We start from the raw sequence: 19785 nt of genomic DNA, 5'->3' as shown, positions 1-19785 counted from the left end.
TTGTTTATGGGGTTGCCATCTTTATGCATTGTTCAACGTCTGTCACCTGGCTCTAACCTTGGCCTTGTCTTCACAACGGTTTTAGGGACGGACATGGCTCAGCGTGTGTGCATCATCGGTGGCGGCGTGATTGGCCTGGCAACAGCCTATGCGCTGGTGCGCGACGGCTTCGAGGTGACGGTGGTCGAGGCACGGGACTCGCTGGGCAGCGAAACCAGCTTCGCCAACGGCGGCCAGTTGTCCTATCGCTATGTCGCGCCCCTGGCCGACGCCGGTGTGCCTTGGCAAGCCATCGGCTGGATGCTGCGCGGCGATTCACCGCTGAAGCTGCGCCCGCGCTTCGACCCGGCCCAGTGGCGCTGGATGGCGTCGTTCCTCGGCGCTTGCCGCCGCTCGGTCAACCGCGAGAACGCCGCGCACTTGCTGCGCCTGGCGCTGTTCAGCCAGGACACCTTGAAGTCCTGGCGCGAGGACGATGGACTGGCGGGATTCCAGTGGCGGCGCAATGGCAAACTGGTGACTTTCCGCCAGAACAGCAGCTTCGAACATGCGCGCCAGGGCCTGGCCGACCCGCAGCGACAGCAGGTGTTGTCGCCGGCCGAATGCGCGCAGCTGGAACCGGCGCTGGTCGATGCGCCATTTGTCGGGGCGATCTACACCCCGGACGAAGAGGTCGGCGATTGCCACGGTTTCTGCCAGCAACTGGCCGCACGACTGAAGGCGTCCGGCCGTTGCGAGTTTCTCCTCGGGCAAGCGGTGACCGGCATTCGCCACAGCAACGGCCGCATCAACGCCATCGAACTGGGCGAGCAAGTGCTGCCGGTCGATCAACTGGTGATCGCCGCCGGTCACCGCAGTCCGCTGTTGGCGCTGCCCGGGTTGCAACTGCCGCTTTATCCGCTCAAAGGCTACAGCCTGACCGTGCCGATCGGCGCCGGTCACCGGGCGCCGGACGTGAGCATTACCGACTACGACCGCAAGATCGTCTACGCCCGCATCGGCGAGCAATTGCGCGTGGCGGCGATGGTCGACATCGTCGGCTTCGACCCTGCGCTGGACCCCAAACGCCTGGCACTGATCAAGCGCCAGGCCCATGACACCTTTCCAAATGCCGGCGCCTATGACGAAGCCGTCGAGTGGGCCGGCATGCGCCCGGCCACCCCCAGCGGCGTGCCGTTGCTCGGTGCGACGGCGTATCGCAATCTGTGGCTCAACCTCGGCCACGGTGCGCTGGGCTTCACCCTGGCATGCGGCAGCGGGCGCTTGCTCAGCGAGCTGATCGGCGAGCGCGAGCCTTCCATCGACCTGCTCGGTTTCAACCACCGGGCCGCCTGAACACCGATTTCTGAAGAGGACATTGCAATGACCATTACCCGACTGCACAGCAACCCGCGCCTGTCCGGTGCCGTGACCTTTGGCGACCTGGTGTTTCTCTCCGGGCAGGTGCCGGGCGATGCCCTGGATGCCAGCGGCCAGACCCGCGAAGTGCTGGCGAAAATCGATACATTGCTGGCCGAGGCGGGCAGCGACAAGGATCATCTGCTCAGCGCGACCATTTACCTGAAGAACATCACCACGGATTTCGCCGCGATGAACGAGGTCTGGTCGGCCTGGCTGTCGCCGGGGCAGGCGCCGAGCCGCACCACCGTGCAGGCCGAACTGGCCCGCCCGCAGGTGCTGGTGGAAATCACCGTCATCGCTGCACGCGTCTGATAAACCAACACCCACAACGGAGAATAACAATGCAAAAAATCACGTTGCTCGCTTGTACGCTTGGCCTGTTGCTCGGCAATCAGGTTCAGGCCAATGAAGCGCCGCTGACCGGCACCCTGAGCAAGATCGCCAGCGCCAACAGCATCACCCTGGGCTATCGCGATGCTTCGGTGCCGTTCTCCTACGTGGGTGATCACAGCGGCAAGCCAATGGGTTACTCGGTGGATCTGGCGGGCAAGATCGTCGAGCGTATCCAGCAGCAACTGGCGCTGCCGGACTTGAAGGTGAACTACAACCTGGTGACCTCGCAGACCCGTATTCCACTGGTGCAGAACGGCACCGTGGACCTGGAGTGCGGCTCCACCGGCGTGACCGCCGAACGGCAGAAGCAGGTGGCGTTCTCCTATGGCTTCATCTACGTCAAAGGCCAGTTGCTGACCGCGAAGGACAGCGGGATCAAGAGCTTCGCCGACCTGCGCGGCAAGAACGTGGTGACCACCGCCGGCACCACCAACGAGCGTTTCCTGAAAAGCTACAACGTCGATAACAAGATCGACATGTTCGTGATCAGCGCCAAGGACCACGGCGAAGCCTTCCAGATGCTGCAATCGGGCCGGGCGGTGGCGTTCTACATGGACGATGCGCTGCTCTACGGCGAGCGGGCCAAGGCCAATGACCCGCACAAGTGGGTGGTGGTCGGGGAGGAGCAATCGCGGGAGATCTACAGCTGCATGGTGCGCAAGGACGATCCGCAGTTCCTGGCGCTGGTCAATGGCGCGTTGGCGGATCTGTACAGCTCGGGCGAGATCAATGGCATCTACAAACGCTGGTTCGAGCAACCGATCCCGCCGAAGGGTTTGAACCTCGAGTTCCCGATGACCAGCGAACTCAAGGCGATCATTGCCAAACCGGTGAGCGATCCGGTGCAGTAGTCATCCAGACCGAGTCGTGGCGATTCGCGAGCAGGCTCGCTCCCACATTGGGCCTGTGGTGCTCACAAACTTTGTGATCACTGGAGATCCACTGTGGGAGCGAGCCTGCTCGCGATGGGGTCTTAGAAGTCACCCCACAACTGCTGAGCCACCGCCAGTGCGACAACCGGCGCGGTTTCGGTGCGCAGCACCCGCGGACCGAGGCGGGCAGCATGAAAGCCGCCGGCCTTGGCCTGATCGACTTCGGCATCGGACAAACCACCCTCCGGACCGATCAGGAATGCCAGGCTTGCAGGCTTGGCATGGCTCACCAGCGGTTCGGCCACTGGATGCAGCACCAGCTTCAACTCGGCTTGCGTTTGCTTCAGCCAGTCGGCCAACAACAACGGCGGATGAATCACCGGCACCCTTGAGCGCCCGCATTGTTCGCATGCGCTGATCGCCACCTGGCGCCAGTGCAGCAGGCGCTTGTCGGCGCGCTCGTCCTTGAGCCGGACTTCGCAGCGTTCGGTGAAGATCGGGGTGATTTCAGTGACGCCCAGTTCCGTAGCTTTCTGAATTGCCCAGTCCATGCGCTCGCCTCGGGACAGGCCCTGGCCGAGATGGATGTGCAGCGACGATTCGACCTGCCCGGCGAAGCTTTCATCGATCTGCACCACCACGCGCTTTTTGCCGACGTCGACCAGCCTGGCGCGAAACTCCTGGCCCGAACCGTCGAACAACTGCAACGCATCGCCCTCGGCCATGCGCAGCACGCGGCTGATGTAATGGGCCTGGGCTTCGGGCAACTCGTGCTCGCCGATGCTCAGGGGGGCGTCGATAAAGAAGCGGGACAGTCTCATGCGGGGTCTCTGAAAAAGGGTGTTGGTCATGGATCGGTGGGACTTCTGTGGGAGCGAGCTTGCTCGCGATGACGATCTGACATTCACCATTGATGGTGTCTGAAAGACCGCTATCGCGAGCAAGCTCGCTCCCACATTGACCGCATCATCAACCCGGATCACGGAATCCCGGGTGGAAGTCTTTCGGCACCGCCACGCTGACGCTGTCACGGGTCGCAATGTCGATCCCTTCGCTGGCCACTTCGGCCAGGAAGTCGATCTGCTCCGGGGTGATCACATACGGCGGCAGGAAATACACCACGCTACCCAGTGGACGCAGTAAGGCACCGCGCTCCAGGGCGTGCTGGAACACCTTCAGGCCACGACGCTCCTGCCATGGATAAGCTTCCTTGCTGGCCTTGTCCTTGACCATCTCGATGGCCAGCACCATGCCGGTCTGGCGCACTTCGGACACGTTCGGGTGGTCCACCAGATGCGCCGTCGATGAAGCCATGCGCTGGGCCAGCGCCTTGTTGTTCTCGATGACGTTGTCTTCTTCGAAAATATCCAGGGTCGCCAGGGCCGCCGCGCACGCCAGCGGGTTGCCGGTGTAGCTGTGGGAGTGCAGGAAGGCGCGCAGGGTCGGGTAGTCGTCGTAGAAGGCGCTGTAGACTTCGTCGGTGGTCATGCACGCCGCCAGCGGCAAGTAACCGCCGGTCAGGGCTTTGGACAGGCACAGGAAGTCCGGGCGGATGCCGGCCTGTTCGCAGGCGAACATCGTCCCGGTGCGACCGAAGCCGACGGCGATTTCGTCGAGGATCAGGTGCACGCCGTAGCGGTCGCAGGCTTCTCGCAGCAGCTTGAGGTACACCGGGTGGTACATGCGCATGCCACCGGCGCCCTGGATCAGCGGCTCGACGATCACTGCCGCGACCGTGTCGTGGTTTTCGGCCAGGGTCTGCTCCATGGCGGCGAACATGTTGCGCGAGTGCTCTTCCCAGCTCATGCCCTCGGGGCGCAGGTAGCAGTCCGGGCTCGGCACTTTGATGGTGTCCATCAACAGCGCTTTGTAGGTCTCGGTGAACAGCGGCACGTCGCCCACCGACATCGCCGCCATGGTCTCGCCGTGGTAGCTGTTGGTCAGGGTGACGAAGCGCTTCTTGGCTGGCGTACCGCGATTGAGCCAGTAGTGAAAGCTCATTTTCAGCGCGACTTCGATGCAGGACGAACCGTTATCGGCGTAGAAGCACCGGGTCAGGCCTTCCGGCGTCATCTTCACCAGGCGCTCGGACAGTTCGATCACCGGTTGATGGCTGAAGCCGGCAAGGATCACATGTTCGAGCTGATCGACCTGGTCCTTGATGCGTTGGTTGATCCGCGGGTTGGCGTGGCCGAATACATTGACCCACCAGGAGCTGACCGCATCGAGGTAGCGTTTGCCTTCGAAGTCTTCCAGCCACACGCCTTCCCCGCGCTTGATCGGGATCAGCGGCAGTTGTTCGTGATCTTTCATCTGGGTGCAGGGATGCCACAACACGGCGAGATCGCGTTGCATCCACTGATTATTCAGGCCCATTTTCACTCTCCTGGAGGCGGTCCGTGAACTGCGCGGACAAACAATCGCGCAAGCCTATGCAATGCGTGCCACGGGGACAACCCATTGTGTCGAATCAGCTACTTTATCCAGGTCGATAGACGTTGCTGGCGGGTGTTGGAAGGCTGACGTATCCTTCGCGGTTCTTGAGCCGTCTGGCTCGCAAAAACTGTTGTTTTCCTCGTGTGATTCCGGAGTTCGCTGAATGTCTGTCGGTTGGCTGCGCGCCTGTGCGCTGGTGATGTTGGGGCTGTTCAGCGTGTCTGCGCTGGCCAAGGATAAAACCGCGATCGTGATCGGCGGCGGCCTGTCGGGCCTGACTGCTGCGTACGAGCTGCAGAACAAGGGTTGGCAGGTCACCCTGCTGGAAGCCAAGTCGAGCCTGGGCGGCCGTTCCGGCATGGCCACCAGCGAGTGGATCGGCAACGACAAGGCCCAACCGGTACTGAACAAATACGTATCGAACTTCAAGCTGAGCACCACGCCGGCCCCTGAATTCGTGCGGACCCCAGGCTACCTGATCGATGGCGAGTATTACTCCGCCGCCGACCTGGCGACCAAACAGCCGGCTACCGCCGAGGCGCTCAAGCGCTTCGACAAGGCCGTGGACGATCTGGCGCGCTCGATCGACGATCCGCAGAACCCGGCCGCCAACAACACGCTGTACGCGCTGGATCAGATCAACGTGTCGAGCTGGCTCGACAAGCAGAACCTGCCGGCCACCGCCCGCCAGCTGATCAACCAGCAGATCCGTACCCGCTACGACGAGCCTTCGCGCTTGTCGCTGCTGTACTTCGCGCAGCAGAGCCGCGTTTACCGCGGCGTCTCCGATCGTGACCTGCGGGCTTCGCGCCTGGTCGGTGGCAGTCCGGTACTGGCCCAGGCACTGGTCAAGCAGCTGAAAACCATCAAGACCAATTCCCGGGTCTCGTCGATCACTCAGGATAAGGACGGCGTGACCGTCAAAGTCGACAGCGTCAGCTATCAGGCTGACTACGTCGTGCTGGCGGTGCCACTGCGCGCCCTGAACAAGATCCAGATGACCCCGGCGCTGGACGCCCAGCACCTGGCGGCGATCAAGGGTACCAACTACGGATGGCGCGATCAGATCATGCTGAAGTTCAAGACGCCGGTGTGGGAATCCAAGGCGCGCATGTCTGGCGAGATCTATAGCAACACCGGCCTGGGCATGCTGTGGATCGAGCCTGCCCTGAAGGGCGGTGCCAATGTGGTGATCAACCTGTCCGGCGACAATGCGCGAGTGATGCAGGCGTTCGGCGACAAGCAGATGGTTGATCAGGTGTTGATTCGCCTGCATACGTTCTATCCACAGGCTCGCGGTTCGTTCACCGGTTATGAAATCCGTCGCTACAGCACCGACCCGTCGACTGGCGGCGCCTACCTGGCCTTCGGCCCGGGCCAGATCAGCAAGTTCTGGCGCCTGTGGGAACGCCCGATTCAGCGCGTAACCTTCGCTGGCGAACACACCGACACCCTGTACCCGGGCACCCTGGAAGGCGCGCTGCGCACGGGTCAGCGCGCAGCTGGCCAGGTTGAAGACCTGGCGGCGGGCAAGTCGTTCGAACCGGCGAAAGTAGTCCCGGCCGCCGCTGCGGCGGGCGCTGGTGCGGTGGCGGCGAAGAAAGGCAATTTCTTCAGCAACCTGTTCGGCGGCTCGGATGACGAGAAGAAGCCAGAGCCGGTCAAAGCACCTGAGCCGGTAGCACCGCCTGCTCCTGTGCCAGCACCCGCCCCGGCCGTTGCACCGGCTCCGGTCGAAGCACCGAAGCCAGCAACCCCGGCAAAAGCCGAACCGGCCAAAAAGTCTCCGGCGAAACCGGTCGCCAAGACCGAGGCGAAAAAAGCCCCAGTCAAGGCGCCGGCCAAGAAAACCGAGCCGGTGAAGAAGCCAGCAGCTAAACCTGCGGCGACTCCGGTAATGGATGCCAAGGCGTAGTAAGCCCTGGGATCAAAAAAACGCGGTGTAAATGCCGCGTTTTTTTATGCCCGGAGAAATCTGGGCACACAATCGAATAAATCTTTGGCAGGAAGTGTTATTGAGTTGGGCTACATTTTTGTACACACATTGGCCTTTAATCTTTTCTTAACTCGCCTGTTTCAGACTCTTGATCGTATTTCTCGATATTTCAAAGCAAAATTTTCCGCTTTAATTCGATAGATAACTCGATAGTCTTGGGCCAGCACTTACAGGGATCTAGGCAATGCAGCTACGTAACTCTACCTCCCGCTACGGCTGGGTCAGTATCGTCATTCACTGGAGTGTGGCGCTGGCGGTCTTCGGTCTGTTCGCGCTTGGACTGTGGATGGTGGGACTCGACTACTACAGCACCTGGCGCAAAGATGCGCCGGACCTGCACAAGAGCATCGGCCTGGTGTTGCTGGGTGTGATGTTGCTGCGGGTGCTGTGGCGCTTCATCAGCCCGCCGCCGCCAACCCTGGCCAGCTACAGCCGCATGACGCGCCTCGGCGCCAGGTTCGGCCATGGCTTTCTGTATATCAGTCTGTTTGCTGTGTTGATTGCCGGTTACCTGATTTCCACCGCAGAAGGTGTCGGTATCCCGGTGTTTGGCTTGTTTGAAGTCCCTGCGCTGGTATCCGGACTGCCGGACCAGGCAGATACCGCTGGCGTGATTCACCTCTATCTGGCTTGGGTGCTGGTAATTTTTTCCGGCCTCCATGCGTTGGCAGCATTGAAGCACCACTTTATCGACCGTGATGTGACCCTCAAGCGAATGCTGGGTCGCAAAGCCTGAAGTTCAACCTCGACTCCAAAGGAAAACAAAGCATGTTGAAAAAGACTCTGGCCGCTCTGGCAATCGGTTCGGCCCTGTTGTCCGCCGGTAATGTAATGGCTGCTGACTACGTGGTCGACAAAGAAGGCCAGCACGCCTTCGTTGACTTCAAGATCAGTCACCTTGGTTACAGCTTCATCACCGGTACTTTCAAGGACATCGACGGCAAGTTCAGCTTCGACGCTGCCAAGCCTGAAGACAGCAAGATCGAGTTCAACGTGAACACCGCCAGCGTGTTCACCAACAACGCCGAGCGTGACAAGCACGTCGCCAGCAAAGACTTCCTGAACGCCAGCAAAGCCACGTTCGTTTCCACCAGCGTCAAACCCACCGGCAAAAACGCCGCTGGCAAGGACACTGCTGACGTGGCTGGCGACCTGACCATCCTCGGCGTGACCAAGCCTATCGTGGTCAAGGCCACCTTCCTGGGTGAAGGCAAGGATCCATGGGGCGGCTACCGCGCAGGCTTCGAGGGTACTTTCAACCTCAAGCGTTCCGATTTCGGCAAGCAGAAAGACCTGGGCCCATCGTCCGATGCAGTTGAGATGTACGTGTCCTTTGAAGGTGTCAAAGCGAAGTAATGCTGAGACTGTAGGAGCGAGCCTACTCGCGAAAAACCTGAGAGCGCCACGGAACATCGGGCTCCCAGCGTTATCGTTGACGACCATCGTCGGAACGCCGCCCGGAGCAGGCTCGCTCCTACAGGATTTCATCAGCCATAAAAAAATGCCCCTGATCTCGCGATCAGGGGCATTTTTCATTGCAGCGATAACTCAGCGATTGCGGGTCAGCAGCGCTGGTTTCTCTCCACGAGGACGGCTCGGCAGTTGATCCAGCTGTTCAGGTGTCGGGAAGCGGTCAGCTTTCGACTCCTTGTGCATGATCTTCGGTGCCGGGCCACGCGGGTTCTGCACGGCCGGCTCGGATAGCGGCTGGTCGTCACGGGCCGGGCGGCGGTTGCGCGAGTCTTCGCGGCGGGCCTGGCCGTCGCGCGGTGCGCCACTGCGAGGGCCGCTACGCTTGGCCGGTGGGGTGCCGGTGCTGGCGCCATCGCTGTTGCGCGGACCGCTCTGGCGACCTTGTGGCTTGCCGGAGCGTGGAGCGCCCGAACTGGCGGCGGTGCCTTGTGCCGGAGCACCCGGACGGCGACCACGGCCTTGGGCCGGTTTCTGCTGCGGCACGTAGTCGACGCGGTTACCGAAGTTATCGATATCGTCGTCCAGGAACTCGTCCGGGGCACGGTCAGCGGCGGCGCGTGGTGCTTGGCTCGGCTGACGCTGTTCACGGGCCGGAGTACCTTCACGTGGCTTTTGCTGGCGGGCAGGGCGCTCGCCGCGTTCGCCGGCCGGTTTTTCCTTGCCCTTGTCCTTGCCTTTGTCCTTGCGACCGCCGCCGCCACCGCTGCCGTTCGGACCGTCGCCGCGCGGGCCACGTGGATTGCGCGGGTTACGCATGTCCGGACGCTCGCGCACTTCTGGTTTCTCGGCCTCCACGGCGCTGGCATCGAAGCCCATCAGGTCGCCGTCGGCGATTTTCTGTCGGGTCATGCGTTCGATGCTTTTCAGCAGTTTTTCTTCGTCCGGGGCTACCAGCGAAATCGCCTCGCCCGAACGACCGGCGCGGCCAGTACGGCCGATACGGTGCACGTAGTCTTCATCGACATTTGGCAACTCGAAGTTGACCACGTGGGGCAATTGGTCGATGTCCAGGCCGCGGGCGGCGATGTCGGTGGCGACCAGGATGCGCACTTCGCCGGCCTTGAAGTCGGCCAGGGCTTTGGTGCGGGCGTTCTGGCTCTTGTTGCCGTGGATCGCAACGGCGCTCAGGCCGTGTTTGTCCAGGTACTCGGCCAGGCGGTTGGCGCCGTGCTTGGTGCGGGTGAACACCAGCACCTGTTCCCAGGCGCCAGCGGTGATCAGGTGCGCCAGCAGTGAACGCTTGTGGCTGGCGGCCAGGCGGAACACACGCTGTTCGATACGCTCGACCGTGGTGTTCGGCGGCGTGACTTCGATGCGCTCCGGGTTGTGCAGCAGCTTGCCGGCGAGGTCGGTGATGTCCTTGGAGAAGGTCGCCGAGAACAGCAGGTTCTGGCGCTTGGCTGGCAGGCGCGCCAGCACTTTCTTCACGTCATGGACGAAACCCATGTCGAGCATGCGGTCGGCTTCGTCCAGCACGAGGATTTCCACGTGGGACAGGTCGACGCTGCCTTGGCCGGCCAGGTCGAGCAGACGGCCAGGGCAGGCCACCAGCACATCCACGCCACGGGCCATGGCCTGAACCTGCGGGTTCATGCCGACACCGCCGAAGATGCAGGCGCTGACGAACTTCAGGTCACGGGCATAGACCTTGAAGCTTTCATGCACTTGGGCTGCGAGTTCGCGAGTCGGGGTCAGGACCAGTACGCGCGGCTGGCGCGGGCCGTGACGCTGGGATTTGTCCGGGTGACCGTTGGGGAACAACCGCTCCAGGATCGGAAGGGCGAAACCGCCGGTTTTACCAGTACCTGTCTGTGCCGCGACCATCAGGTCGCGACCTTGCAACACGGCGGGAATGGCCCGCTGTTGCACCGGAGTAGGCTCGGTATAGCCCGCTGCCTCGATGGCGCGGACTAAAGCCTCGGAGAGCCCGAGGGAAGCAAAGGACATGAGTAATCCTGTTTTAAGTTAGGGCTTGGCCCAATGGGAGTCTTGCCTGGCGCGAATGGCGTTTAAGAGGACGCAATCCCGTCCGGTCCTGCTGGGTCTCGAAGGCTCGTCTGCAAGCGCTCGCGCGGGCTGAAAGCTGCGCTGTAGCGGGGTTGAGATGCCTTTAACGATTCCGAGCGTCCGGGCGTGAGCCTGGCGGGAAGGCCGGAGTATAACAGAGCTATCACTGCGCGCTGCTTTCCTGCTGCTCAACGGTTTTTTCCGTGGTAGCCGTGGCCTTTTCAGCCTTCACGCTGGCGGCCGGTTGCGCGCCATAGCGGGCACTCAGTTCAGCGTAGGCGGGTTCGCGCTTGAAGCGTTTGAGTTCGGCGCCGAAACGCTGCACCAGCAGATCCATGCCCGCATTGCGACGCACCGCGAGAAACTGGCTTTGCTGGCTGATGACCGTGGGGTTTTCGGTGATCTTGCCGCGGATGCCCAGTTCATCGAGCAAATGCTGGCCGACCCGGCGGTCGGTAATCAGCAGGTCAATGCGCCCGCGCACCAGTTTGCCGAAGTTGGCTTCATGGGTGGGAGCCGGCTCGCGGGTGAACAGCGTCGAATCGCTGAAGTCCTTGCTGTACAGGTAACCCGGCGAGGTGCCGATGGTCAGGCCGCGCAAGTCATCGAGGGTGCGAAACGGATGGGGCCGGTCATTGGCGTAGAACATCACGAACTGGACTTCAGACAGTGGTTCGCTGGGGTAGAGCAGGGTCGCATCACGTTCGTCGCTGTGAAAGATGTCCAGCGCGCCGTCGGCCTGCCCGGTTTCAAGCATCGACAGGCAGCGTTTCCATGGCAGGAACTGCCATTCCACTTCGATGCCCAGGCGCTTGAAGACAATGGCGGTGGTTTCGTAGTCCAGACCCAGCGATTTGCCGTTGACTTCATACACATAAGGCGCCCACGGCTCCGTGACAATGCGCAGCTTCTCGCCCCGAGCGGCGAAGCTCAGGCAAGCGAAGACAAGCATGGCGATTAACTGCGTGATCAAAGGCATGGGTTTGAGATTACGACGAGAAACCGGAAAGAGCCAGAAACTGACCGCAGATGCTCTAACTCGGTGAATTACTGCACATTAATAGTGCGTTGAAAGCAAAAGATCGCAGCGTGCGGCAGTTCCTGCAGGGAATACACATTCCGGGGTAGGAACTGCCGCAGGCTGCGATCTTTTGATCTTGCTTGTAGCTTTCAACTTGCAGCTTGTAGCTGCCTCAACGCGGCAGTTTCAGGTTTCTCCACACCGCCAGGCTCGCTTCAGCCTGGTTCAATGTGTAGAAGTGCAGCCCTGGAGCGCCGCCCTGCAGCAACTGTTCGCACATTTCGGTGATGACCTGTTCACCAAAGCGCTGAATGCTCTGGGTGTCGTCGCCGTAGGCTTCCAGTTGCTTGCGGATCCAGCGCGGGATTTCCGCACCGCAGGCATCGGAGAAGCGCGCCAGCTTGCTGTAGTTGGTGATCGGCATGATGCCCGGCACGATCGGGATGTTCACACCCAGCGCCCGCACACGTTCCACGAAGTAGAAGTAGCAGTCGGCGTTGAAAAAGTACTGGGTGATCGCACTGTCGGCGCCAGCGTTGGCCTTGCGCACGAAGTTGGCAACATCGTCTTCGAAATTGCGCGCTTGCGGATGCATTTCCGGGTAAGCGGCGACTTCGATGTGGAAGTGATCACCGGTTTCTTCACGAATGAATTCAACCAGGTCGTTGGCGTGGCGCAATTCACCGCTGGCCATGCCCATGCCTGAAGGCAGGTCACCGCGCAGAGCGACGATGCGCTTGATGCCGGCGGCCTTGTACTCGGCCAGCAGGCCGCGCAGGTCAGCTTTGCTATCGCCCACGCAGGACAGATGCGGAGCGGCAGGGATTTTGACTTCGCTTTCGAGCTGCAACACGGTGTTCAGCGTGCGATCACGGGTCGAACCGCCGGCGCCGTAGGTGCAGGAGAAGAAATCGGGGTTGTAGGTGGCCAACTGGCGAGCAGTGGCGAGCAGCTTTTCTTGCCCGGCATCGGTCTTCGTAGGGAAGAACTCGAAGCTGTAGCGACGATCTTGGGACATGGTCATATCCTTGGAAACTCGAAAGCCAAACGGTGTGTCCGTCACGACGCCTTCGCTGGCTTGCCAGCGAACCAGACAACACGGTGCGCCAGGCACACCGCGTTGTCATTCAAGGTATCAGTAGCGGTAAGCGTGCGGCTTGAACGGACCTTCGACGGTCACGCCGATGTAGTCGGCCTGGGTCTTGGTCAGTTGAGTCACGACGCCGCCGAAGCCACGGACCATTTCCAGGGCCACTTCTTCGTCGAGTTTCTTCGGCAGTACTTCAACGGTCAGGCGCTCGGCTTTCCGGGCTGGCGACAGGTCGGCGTACTTCTGGCCGAACAGGAAGATCTGCGCCAGAACCTGGTTGGCGAACGAACCGTCCATGATGCGGCTCGGGTGGCCGGTGGCGTTGCCCAGGTTAACCAGACGGCCTTCGGCCAGCAGGATCAGGTAGTCGTCGTTCTGTGGGTCGAAATCGCCAGCGCCGGTACGGTGGATCTTGTGAACCTGCGGCTTCACTTCTTCCCATGCCCAGTTCTTGCGCATGAAAGCGGTGTCGATTTCGTTGTCGAAGTGGCCGATGTTGCAGACAACGGCACGCTTCTTCAGGGCCTTGAGCATGTTCGAATCGCAAACATTGACGTTACCGGTGGTGGTTACGATCAGGTCGATCTTGCCCAGCAGTGCCTTGTCGATGCTTGATTCGGTACCGTTGTTGATACCGTCGATGAATGGCGAAACCACTTCGAAACCGTCCATGCAGGCTTGCATGGCGCAGATCGGGTCGACTTCGGAAACCTTGACGATCATGCCTTCCTGGCGCAGGGACTGAGCGGAACCCTTGCCCACGTCGCCGTAGCCGATGACCAGCGCTTGCTTGCCGGACAGCAGGTGGTCGGTGCCGCGCTTGATGGCATCGTTCAGGCTGTGACGGCAGCCGTACTTGTTGTCGTTCTTGCTCTTGGTCACCGAGTCGTTGACGTTGATGGCCGGGATTTTCAGCTCGCCCTTGGCCAGCATGTCCAGCAGGCGGTGAACGCCGGTGGTGGTTTCTTCGGTCACGCCGTGGACGCGATCCAGAACCTGCGGGTACTTCTTGTGCAGCAGCTCGGTCAGGTCGCCGCCGTCGTCGAGGATCATGTTGGCATCCCATGGCTGGCCATCTTTGAGGATGGTCTGCTCCAGGCACCACTCGTACTCTTGTTCGGTTTCACCTTTCCAGGCGAAAACCGGGATGCCGGCAGCGGCGATGGAAGCGGCGGCCTGGTCCTGAGTCGAGAAAATGTTGCAGGACGACCAGCGTACTTCGGCACCCAGGGCAACCAGGGTTTCGATCAGCACGGCAGTCTGAATGGTCATGTGGATGCAGCCGAGAATCTTCGCGCCCTTGAGCGGCTGCTCTTCGGAGTACTTGCGACGCAGACCCATCAGGGCTGGCATTTCGGATTCAGCGATGATGGTTTCGCGACGGCCCCAGGCAGCCAGGGACATGTCGGCGACTTTGTAATCGGTAAAATCTGCAGGCGTGATAACAGCGCTCATGAAGAGCCTCCATTCGTAATGTATGCGAATGGGCGCCGTTGTGCGTTTAGTGTCTGGCTTAAGGCCAGGCAACGCCCCATCCGAGCCTGACAGGTTGAACCTGCTGCAGCGCCCCTCGGACAGGTGGCGGGAAAACGGTATCAAGCGATGATGACCGTTTTGAAACGGTGGCGATTATAGCGGGCTATGCTGATCTTCCAAAGCGTTTCTGTTGGTCAATGTCCGAACGGTAATCGAGACCATAGTCAAAGCTTGATAGAGCTCTAGTCCGGGCTCTGCCATGATGCCAGGCATCAATCGGCAAGATGGTCAGGAGTGAATATGAATTTCCACACCCGCAAATGGGTAAAACCCGAAGACCTCAACCCTAACGGCACTTTGTTCGGCGGTAGCCTGCTGCGCTGGATCGACGAAGAGGCGGCGATCTACGCCATCGTCCAGTTGGGGAACCAGCGTGTAGTGACCAAGTACATTTCCGAAATCAACTTCGTCAGCGCCTCGCGCCAGGGCGACATCATCGAGCTGGGCATCACGGCAACCGAATTCGGCCGCACCTCGATCACCCTGACATGTGAAGTGCGCAACAAGATCACCCGCAAAAGCATCCTGACGGTGGAGAGGATGGTCTTCGTCAACCTGGGTGAAGACGGCTTGCCCGCGCCCCATGGCCGAACCGAGATCAAGTACGTCAAAGACCAGTTCAAGGATGATGATGCCGCACAGTGAGATCGGTGGCGCGCCCTTCGCGAGCAAGCCCGCTCCCACACTGGATCACCGTCGAACACAAAATTTGTGTCCGCTGAAGACAAATGTGGGAGCGGGCTTGCTCGCGAAGGCGATCTGCTGATCCCGGAGATTTGTCGGCCTACTGAACAGCCGTGAGCCCCGTACCGCGGTGTTGCATGAAACCATCCGCACCCAGGGCGACCAGGAACATGCTCAACCCGCCAGATCAAGCGCAGCCGCAACGCGACGCTGGCGATAGATGAAGAACAATGCAGTCAACACGGTCAGCCCGCTGACCAGCGCACCGGTCCACGGCAAGTCCGCCAGATCCGCGCCGCTGGCTACCACCAGGCCGCCGATCCAGGCTCCGGCGGCGTTGCCGAGGTTGAAGGCGCTCTGGTTCAAGGTCGAACCCAGGTTTGGCGCCTCAATGGCCTGATCGATGATCAGCAGTTGCAGGATCGGGCACAGCGCAAAGGCGAACGTACCCCACAGCACCAGCGTGATCGCTGCCGGAATGGCCGAATGGCTGGTTTGCGTGAACGCCGCCAGCACCACCAGTACCGCCAGCGCCATGCCCACCAGTGAAGGCAGCAAGCGGCTGTCCGCCAGACGACCACCGAGCATGCTGCCGGCGGTCAAGCCAACGCCGAACAACAGCAGCATGATGGTGACGCCGTGCGGGCTGACGCCAGTGATGTCCTGCAGGATCGGCGCAATGTAAGTGAACACACTGAACAGGCTGGTCGAAGCCAGCACGCTCATGCCCAGCGCCAGCAGTACGTTGGCCTTGCCCAGCACCTTCAACTCGCTGGCCAGGTTGGCTTTATCCATCGCGATGTTCTTCGGCAACCAGACCCATTGCGCAATCGCCGCCAGTACACCGATCACCGACACCGCCCAGAAGGTCGAGCGCCAACCTGCGTATTGCCCGAGTGCGGTGCCCAGCGGCACGCCGAGCACGTTGGCCAGGGTCAGGCCGGTGAACATCATGGCAATCGCCTGGGCCCGTTTGTTGGGTGCCACCAGCCCGGCGGCGACCACCGAACCGATGCCGAAAAATGCGCCATGGCACAGTGCCGTGATCACTCGCGCGGCCATCAGCGTGGCGTAATTCGGCGCCAGCGCGCAGAGCATATTGCCGAGGATGAACATCAGCGTCATGCCCAGCAGGGTAGCTTTGCGCGGCATGTTGGCGGTGCCGACGGCGAGGACCGGTGCGCCGAATACCACGCCCAGGGCATAGCCGGTGATCAGCAGTCCGGCATCGGGAATGCTCACGCCGAGATCGCGGGCGACGTCGGGCAACAGGCCCATGATGACGAATTCGGTGGTGCCGATGCCGAAGGCGGCAACAGCGAGGGCAAGCAAAGCGAGTGGCATGCGCAAGGTCTCTGTCGGTAGTCTTGACGCTGTGATCAGGCATACGCAGGCCGACGACCGTTCTCGACGAGAGCGGGCCGGGCAGAATTTTTATTGGAATTAGTCTGTGCGCAACTGAGTGCGGCGTGGTCGCTTGCAGTATAAACAGCCACTGATATATGGCGAATCAATTCTCTGCCGAACACTGTAGGAGCGAGCTTGCTCGCGAAAAAACCCAACATGCCGCGTTTATCCAGGATGCGTGCGTCATCGTTGACGACCTTCGCGAGCAAGCTCGCTCCTACAGGGAAGGGGTGGGACAAAATAAGGAGTAGGCCGTGCTTGCAACGGCGTTGGTGTTGATGGCGGCGCTGTTGCACGCGGCGTGGAATACCCTGATCAAATTCAGTGCGGAGCGGCTGTTGGTGGTGGCCTGCATGGACAGCGTGGCACTGCTCTTTGTCGCGCTGATGTTGCCATTCCTGAGCGTGCCGCCGCTGGAGATCTGGCCGTGGATCCTGGCATCGGCGGCGTTCGAGTTGCTCTATCGCTATTTGTTGATCCAGGCCTATCGGGTCGGCGACCTCGGGCTGGTTTACCCGCTGATGCGCGGCCTGTCGCCGTTGGTGGTGCTGGCGCTGACGCTGATCTTTGCCGGGGAAGAGCTGACCCACCAACAGATTTTCGGAATCCTGCTGATCCCGTTCGGCATGCTGTGCCTGCTCTGGCAGGGCGGCGGCGGAGCGCGCCTTCCATGGTCGATGCTACCGGTGGTGGCGCTGATCGGCCTGTGCATCGGTTGCTACACCTACATCGACGGGCAGGCATTGCGGCGCTGGTCCCATCCACTGGATTACCTGGTCTGGGTCACTCTGCTCAGCGCCTGGCCGTTTCCGCTATTGGCGGTGGTGCGTAAACGACCCGCGTTCATGCTGTTCTGGCGCGAGCAGTGGCGGCTGGGCCTGGCGGTCGGGTTCTGCGTGTTGTTCAGCTACGCTTTGGTGCTGTGGGCGATGCAGTTGGGTTCGATTGCCGAGGCCGCAGCGTTGCGCGAGATCAGCGTGATTCTGGTGGTGCTGTTTGGCATGCGTTACCTGAAAGAACCGTTTGGCGGGCCACGGTTGCTCGCCTGTAGCCTTGTGATGATCGGCATACTGGTGATGAAGTTTTGATCGCCCGGATGGAATTCAACTCTCCACAACTAGAAGAAAGGAAGACGTTATGACGGTGGCTCTGTGGTGCATTTTGATTGCGATCTTGCTGCCGTATGTGTGTACGTGGGTCGCCAAGATCAGTGGCGGGTTCAGGCTGAAAGACAATCATGACCCTCGGGATTTTCTCGACTCTCTGGAAGGCTTGGGCAGGCGGGCACACTCGGCGCAGTTGAACAGTTACGAAGTGACGCCGGCGTTCGCGGCGGCGGTGATCGTGGCGCACCTGGCCGGCAATGCCGAGCTGGTGACGATCAATGTGCTGTCGGTGTTGTTCATTACCAGCCGCCTGCTCTACATCATCTGCTACCTGGCGGACTGGGCGACGCTGCGGTCGCTGGTGTGGTTCGTGGGGATGGCGTTGATCGTGAGTTTCTTTGTGGTGTCGGTCTGAAAGATCTTCAGGGTATTTATCGGCCTCATCGCGAGCAAGCTCGCTCCCACATGGATTGTGCAAAACTTGTGGGAGCGAGCTTGCTCGCGATAGCTATCCGGAAGCCACCGCTGGTTTAGGGCTTGGCCTTCTCTGCATCCGACACTTGCGGCACTTGCGGTAGCGCCGCACCTTTGGGCCAGAGCATCCAGATTTGCCCCTGCTGCTTCATGTCTCCGGCCAATTGCCCGGCCGCATCGCCGGTGCCCCAGAACAGATCCGCCCGGACCTCGCCGGAAATGGCGCCGCCGGTGTCCTGTGCGGCCACCGGGCGAACCAGCGCAGTGCCGTCCGGTTTGGTGGTGGACAGCCACAACAGGCTGCCCAGCGGAATGACCTTGCGATCCACTGCCGCGCTGTAACCGGCGGTCAGCGGTACGTTCAGCGAGCCGCGCGGGCCTTCGTTGCTGTCCGGGTTGCGGGTGAAGAACACGTAGCTGGGGTTGCTGCCGAGCAGTTCGGGAATCCGCGACGGATTGGCCTTGGCCCAGGTGCTGATGGCGCCCATGGTCACGTCTTCTTTTTTCAACTCGCCCTGTTCCACCAGCCAGCGGCCAATCGGTCGATACGGATGGCCGTTCTGATCGGCGTAAGCAATGCGCAACTGGCGGCCATTGTCGAGCTGGATACGACCCGACCCCTGGATTTGCAGGAACTGCAGGTTCATCGGATCGGTCAGCCAGGCCACGACCGGCGCCTTGACCCCTTTGCTTTCAATGGTTGCCGCATCGTCGTACGGCTTGAGCACGCGACCTTCGAGCCGACCGCGCAGGCGTTTGCCCTTGAGTTCCGGGTAAATGCTGTCGAGGGCGACGACGATCATGTCTTCGGGGACGCCATAGACCGGGACATTGGCAGCGCCGGTCTGGGTCAGGCTCCCGGGATAGACCGGTTCGTAGTAGCCGGTGATCAGGCCGCTGGGGTTGTCGTTGGCAGCGCGCAGGCCATAGACATCGAGGTTCTGTTTGAGAAAACCGCGAATGTCGCTGGCGGTTTGCGGCACGTTGGCAGCCGCTGCGCAGGTGCCACCCCAGACCGGGTCGGCCTTGAGTCGGGTGCAGGCGCTGCGCCACGAGCCGAAGCCGGCGACCAGGTCGTTGTCGGATACCGCCGGCAGCGCTTCCCATGTGGCACTGGAATAGGTCGCCAGAGCGTGGGTCTTCGGTTGTTGGTTGTCGCCACCGGTGCAGCCTGCGAGCAGGGCCACCATCGGCAGGGTCCAGGCCAGGCTGTGACGCCATGCCTTGAAACGGTTGTTCATGGAGTGATTCCTTTGCCGGTTGCCTGAGCGCTCCATGCGCTCAAGCAACCCTTATTGATATTAGGGCTATTGGTCTTTGCCGATGACGCGGGGATACTGGCCGCCGTTTCCCGTGACCTGAAGCCACCATGACTCTTAAAAGACTTTCTGTTGTATTGCTGGCCTGCCTGACGTTGTCCGCTTGTGGCGGAGTCGACCCCAACTCGCCGCTCGGCCAGCGCAAGGCCATTTTCAAGCAGATGCTCAAGACTGGCGAAGACCTGGGCGGCATGCTGCGTGGGCGCATTGCGTTCGATGGCCCGAAGTTCGCCGAGGGCTCGGTGAAACTCGATGCGCTGTCCCGTGAGCCGTGGCAACACTTTCCGCAGGTCCGCGAAGAAGATCACACCAGCGCCAAGAGCGATGTCTGGGAGCAGCAGGCGCGTTTCCAGGCCATGGCCCGTGACCTTGAATCCGCCACCGGTGAATTGGTGATCGCCAGCCAGGTTCAACCCTACAAGGCCAGTAACCTGGGGCCGTCGGTGCAGAAAGTCGAAGATGCTTGCAGTGCTTGTCATAAGGCGTTTCGGGATCATTGACCCAGCGCTACCCGGTCTGACGTCTTCGCGAGCAGGCTCGCTCCCACAGGGGACGTCAAGACCCGGTGGG

At 61.1% G+C, this 19785-nt stretch carries 18 protein-coding genes and 1 riboswitch; of the genes, 10 read left to right on the top strand and 8 right to left on the bottom strand.

Annotated features, from left to right (window positions below; genetic code table 11):
• Positions 1 to 93 precede the first annotated feature (93 nt).
• The 3 genes from ACM6IK_RS17760 to ACM6IK_RS17750 are packed head-to-tail and all read left to right on the top strand — an operon-like array spanning position 94 to position 2645.
• A complete protein-coding gene (locus tag ACM6IK_RS17760; protein ID WP_414875379.1) occupies positions 94 to 1335 on the top strand; it encodes a D-amino acid dehydrogenase in 1242 nt (413 codons plus the stop codon).
• A gap of 27 nt (positions 1336 to 1362) precedes the next feature.
• The gene (locus ACM6IK_RS17755; RefSeq protein WP_115947976.1) at positions 1363 to 1713 is read left to right on the top strand and encodes a RidA family protein; all 351 of its coding nucleotides are present in this window, start codon (positions 1363 to 1365) and stop codon (positions 1711 to 1713) included.
• A gap of 29 nt (positions 1714 to 1742) precedes the next feature.
• Positions 1743 to 2645, top strand: a complete 903-nt coding sequence (locus tag ACM6IK_RS17750) for a transporter substrate-binding domain-containing protein (protein ID WP_414875378.1) — start codon at positions 1743 to 1745, stop codon at positions 2643 to 2645.
• A gap of 122 nt (positions 2646 to 2767) precedes the next feature.
• Here ACM6IK_RS17750 and ACM6IK_RS17745 read toward each other — a convergent pair whose 3' ends face one another.
• Entirely contained in the window at positions 2768 to 3487 is a 720-nt protein-coding gene (locus ACM6IK_RS17745) for a 16S rRNA (uracil(1498)-N(3))-methyltransferase (protein ID WP_414875377.1), read from the bottom strand.
• Between the two features lie 148 nt (positions 3488 to 3635).
• Positions 3636 to 5042, bottom strand: coding sequence for an adenosylmethionine--8-amino-7-oxononanoate transaminase (locus ACM6IK_RS17740; protein WP_150725080.1), 1407 nt, complete (start codon positions 5040 to 5042; stop codon positions 3636 to 3638).
• A gap of 223 nt (positions 5043 to 5265) precedes the next feature.
• Between ACM6IK_RS17740 and ACM6IK_RS17735 the strand changes: the two genes are divergently transcribed.
• From ACM6IK_RS17735 to ACM6IK_RS17725, 3 genes are all read left to right on the top strand, one after another.
• Complete coding sequence (locus ACM6IK_RS17735; protein WP_414875376.1) at positions 5266 to 7017, top strand: FAD-dependent oxidoreductase; 1752 nt, start codon at positions 5266 to 5268, stop codon at positions 7015 to 7017.
• 265 nt (positions 7018 to 7282) lie between these two features.
• Positions 7283 to 7834, top strand: coding sequence for a cytochrome b (locus tag ACM6IK_RS17730; protein ID WP_414875375.1), 552 nt, complete (start codon positions 7283 to 7285; stop codon positions 7832 to 7834).
• A 32-nt stretch (positions 7835 to 7866) separates the two neighbouring features.
• The gene (locus tag ACM6IK_RS17725) at positions 7867 to 8454 is read left to right on the top strand and encodes a YceI family protein (protein ID WP_414875374.1); all 588 of its coding nucleotides are present in this window, start codon (positions 7867 to 7869) and stop codon (positions 8452 to 8454) included.
• A 192-nt stretch (positions 8455 to 8646) separates the two neighbouring features.
• On the opposite strand, the gene ACM6IK_RS17720 is transcribed toward ACM6IK_RS17725, so the two are convergent.
• The 4 genes from ACM6IK_RS17720 to ahcY all read right to left on the bottom strand — a co-directional run bounded on the left by ACM6IK_RS17720 (position 8647) and on the right by ahcY (position 14144).
• A complete protein-coding gene (locus ACM6IK_RS17720) occupies positions 8647 to 10518 on the bottom strand; it encodes a DEAD/DEAH box helicase (protein ID WP_218431187.1) in 1872 nt (623 codons plus the stop codon).
• 223 nt (positions 10519 to 10741) lie between these two features.
• The gene (locus ACM6IK_RS17715) at positions 10742 to 11557 is read right to left on the bottom strand and encodes a substrate-binding periplasmic protein (protein ID WP_108217019.1); all 816 of its coding nucleotides are present in this window, start codon (positions 11555 to 11557) and stop codon (positions 10742 to 10744) included.
• A 214-nt stretch (positions 11558 to 11771) separates the two neighbouring features.
• Positions 11772 to 12617 (bottom strand): methylenetetrahydrofolate reductase [NAD(P)H], encoded by an 846-nt coding sequence (metF, locus tag ACM6IK_RS17710; RefSeq protein WP_108217018.1) that lies wholly within the window; start codon positions 12615 to 12617, stop codon positions 11772 to 11774.
• 117 nt (positions 12618 to 12734) lie between these two features.
• Positions 12735 to 14144, bottom strand: coding sequence for an adenosylhomocysteinase (gene ahcY, locus ACM6IK_RS17705; RefSeq protein ID WP_414875373.1), 1410 nt, complete (start codon positions 14142 to 14144; stop codon positions 12735 to 12737).
• Between the two features lie 23 nt (positions 14145 to 14167).
• A riboswitch (S-adenosyl-L-homocysteine riboswitch) is annotated at positions 14168 to 14267 on the bottom strand.
• A gap of 198 nt (positions 14268 to 14465) precedes the next feature.
• On the opposite strand from ahcY, the gene ACM6IK_RS17700 reads away from it, so the two are divergent.
• Positions 14466 to 14870, top strand: coding sequence for an acyl-CoA thioesterase (locus tag ACM6IK_RS17700; RefSeq protein WP_218431183.1), 405 nt, complete (start codon positions 14466 to 14468; stop codon positions 14868 to 14870).
• A gap of 213 nt (positions 14871 to 15083) precedes the next feature.
• Here the strand turns inward: ACM6IK_RS17700 and ACM6IK_RS17695 are convergent, their stop codons facing one another.
• Positions 15084 to 16253, bottom strand: a complete 1170-nt coding sequence (locus tag ACM6IK_RS17695) for an MFS transporter (protein ID WP_414875372.1) — start codon at positions 16251 to 16253, stop codon at positions 15084 to 15086.
• 317 nt (positions 16254 to 16570) lie between these two features.
• Here ACM6IK_RS17695 and ACM6IK_RS17690 point away from each other — a divergent pair, with 317 nt between their 5' ends.
• Both ACM6IK_RS17690 and ACM6IK_RS17685 read left to right on the top strand, forming a co-directional pair.
• Positions 16571 to 17404, top strand: coding sequence for an EamA family transporter (locus ACM6IK_RS17690; RefSeq protein ID WP_414875371.1), 834 nt, complete (start codon positions 16571 to 16573; stop codon positions 17402 to 17404).
• Positions 17405 to 17453: 49 nt separating this feature from the next.
• Positions 17454 to 17837, top strand: coding sequence for an MAPEG family protein (locus ACM6IK_RS17685; RefSeq protein ID WP_414875370.1), 384 nt, complete (start codon positions 17454 to 17456; stop codon positions 17835 to 17837).
• Positions 17838 to 17952: 115 nt separating this feature from the next.
• Here ACM6IK_RS17685 and ACM6IK_RS17680 read toward each other — a convergent pair whose 3' ends face one another.
• Positions 17953 to 19137: a murein transglycosylase A gene (locus ACM6IK_RS17680; RefSeq protein WP_414875369.1), complete on the bottom strand. Its 1185-nt coding sequence runs from the start codon at positions 19135 to 19137 to the stop codon at positions 17953 to 17955.
• A gap of 128 nt (positions 19138 to 19265) precedes the next feature.
• Between ACM6IK_RS17680 and ACM6IK_RS17675 the strand changes: the two genes are divergently transcribed.
• Entirely contained in the window at positions 19266 to 19715 is a 450-nt protein-coding gene (locus ACM6IK_RS17675) for a c-type cytochrome (RefSeq protein ID WP_108217012.1), read from the top strand.
• The last annotated feature ends 70 nt before the right edge of the window (positions 19716 to 19785 follow it).

It is taken from the genome of Pseudomonas sp. IT-196MI5 (assembly GCF_949767415.1).
In the GTDB taxonomy this organism is placed as follows: domain Bacteria; phylum Pseudomonadota; class Gammaproteobacteria; order Pseudomonadales; family Pseudomonadaceae; genus Aquipseudomonas.
This window is presented reverse-complemented; position numbering and strand designations above follow the sequence as displayed.

Excerpts from the sequence above, each read along its gene's own strand:
- ACM6IK_RS17695 (WP_414875372.1), bottom strand. The coding sequence starts at position 16,253 with ATGCCACTCGCTTTGCTTGCCCTCGCTGTTGCCGCCTTCGGCATCGGC.
- ACM6IK_RS17725 (WP_414875374.1), top strand. The coding sequence starts at position 7,867 with ATGTTGAAAAAGACTCTGGCCGCTCTGGCAATCGGTTCGGCCCTGTTG.
- ACM6IK_RS17715 (WP_108217019.1), bottom strand. The coding sequence starts at position 11,557 with ATGCCTTTGATCACGCAGTTAATCGCCATGCTTGTCTTCGCTTGCCTG.
- ACM6IK_RS17675 (WP_108217012.1), top strand. The coding sequence starts at position 19,266 with ATGACTCTTAAAAGACTTTCTGTTGTATTGCTGGCCTGCCTGACGTTG.
- ACM6IK_RS17730 (WP_414875375.1), top strand. The coding sequence starts at position 7,283 with ATGCAGCTACGTAACTCTACCTCCCGCTACGGCTGGGTCAGTATCGTC.
- ahcY (WP_414875373.1), bottom strand. The coding sequence starts at position 14,144 with ATGAGCGCTGTTATCACGCCTGCAGATTTTACCGATTACAAAGTCGCC.
- ACM6IK_RS17760 (WP_414875379.1), top strand. The coding sequence starts at position 94 with ATGGCTCAGCGTGTGTGCATCATCGGTGGCGGCGTGATTGGCCTGGCA.
- ACM6IK_RS17750 (WP_414875378.1), top strand. The coding sequence starts at position 1,743 with ATGCAAAAAATCACGTTGCTCGCTTGTACGCTTGGCCTGTTGCTCGGC.
- ACM6IK_RS17700 (WP_218431183.1), top strand. The coding sequence starts at position 14,466 with ATGAATTTCCACACCCGCAAATGGGTAAAACCCGAAGACCTCAACCCT.
- ACM6IK_RS17680 (WP_414875369.1), bottom strand. The coding sequence starts at position 19,137 with ATGAACAACCGTTTCAAGGCATGGCGTCACAGCCTGGCCTGGACCCTG.
- ACM6IK_RS17755 (WP_115947976.1), top strand. The coding sequence starts at position 1,363 with ATGACCATTACCCGACTGCACAGCAACCCGCGCCTGTCCGGTGCCGTG.
- ACM6IK_RS17735 (WP_414875376.1), top strand. The coding sequence starts at position 5,266 with ATGTCTGTCGGTTGGCTGCGCGCCTGTGCGCTGGTGATGTTGGGGCTG.
- ACM6IK_RS17685 (WP_414875370.1), top strand. The coding sequence starts at position 17,454 with ATGACGGTGGCTCTGTGGTGCATTTTGATTGCGATCTTGCTGCCGTAT.
- ACM6IK_RS17720 (WP_218431187.1), bottom strand. The coding sequence starts at position 10,518 with ATGTCCTTTGCTTCCCTCGGGCTCTCCGAGGCTTTAGTCCGCGCCATC.
- ACM6IK_RS17745 (WP_414875377.1), bottom strand. The coding sequence starts at position 3,487 with ATGAGACTGTCCCGCTTCTTTATCGACGCCCCCCTGAGCATCGGCGAG.
- ACM6IK_RS17740 (WP_150725080.1), bottom strand. The coding sequence starts at position 5,042 with ATGGGCCTGAATAATCAGTGGATGCAACGCGATCTCGCCGTGTTGTGG.
- metF (WP_108217018.1), bottom strand. The coding sequence starts at position 12,617 with ATGTCCCAAGATCGTCGCTACAGCTTCGAGTTCTTCCCTACGAAGACC.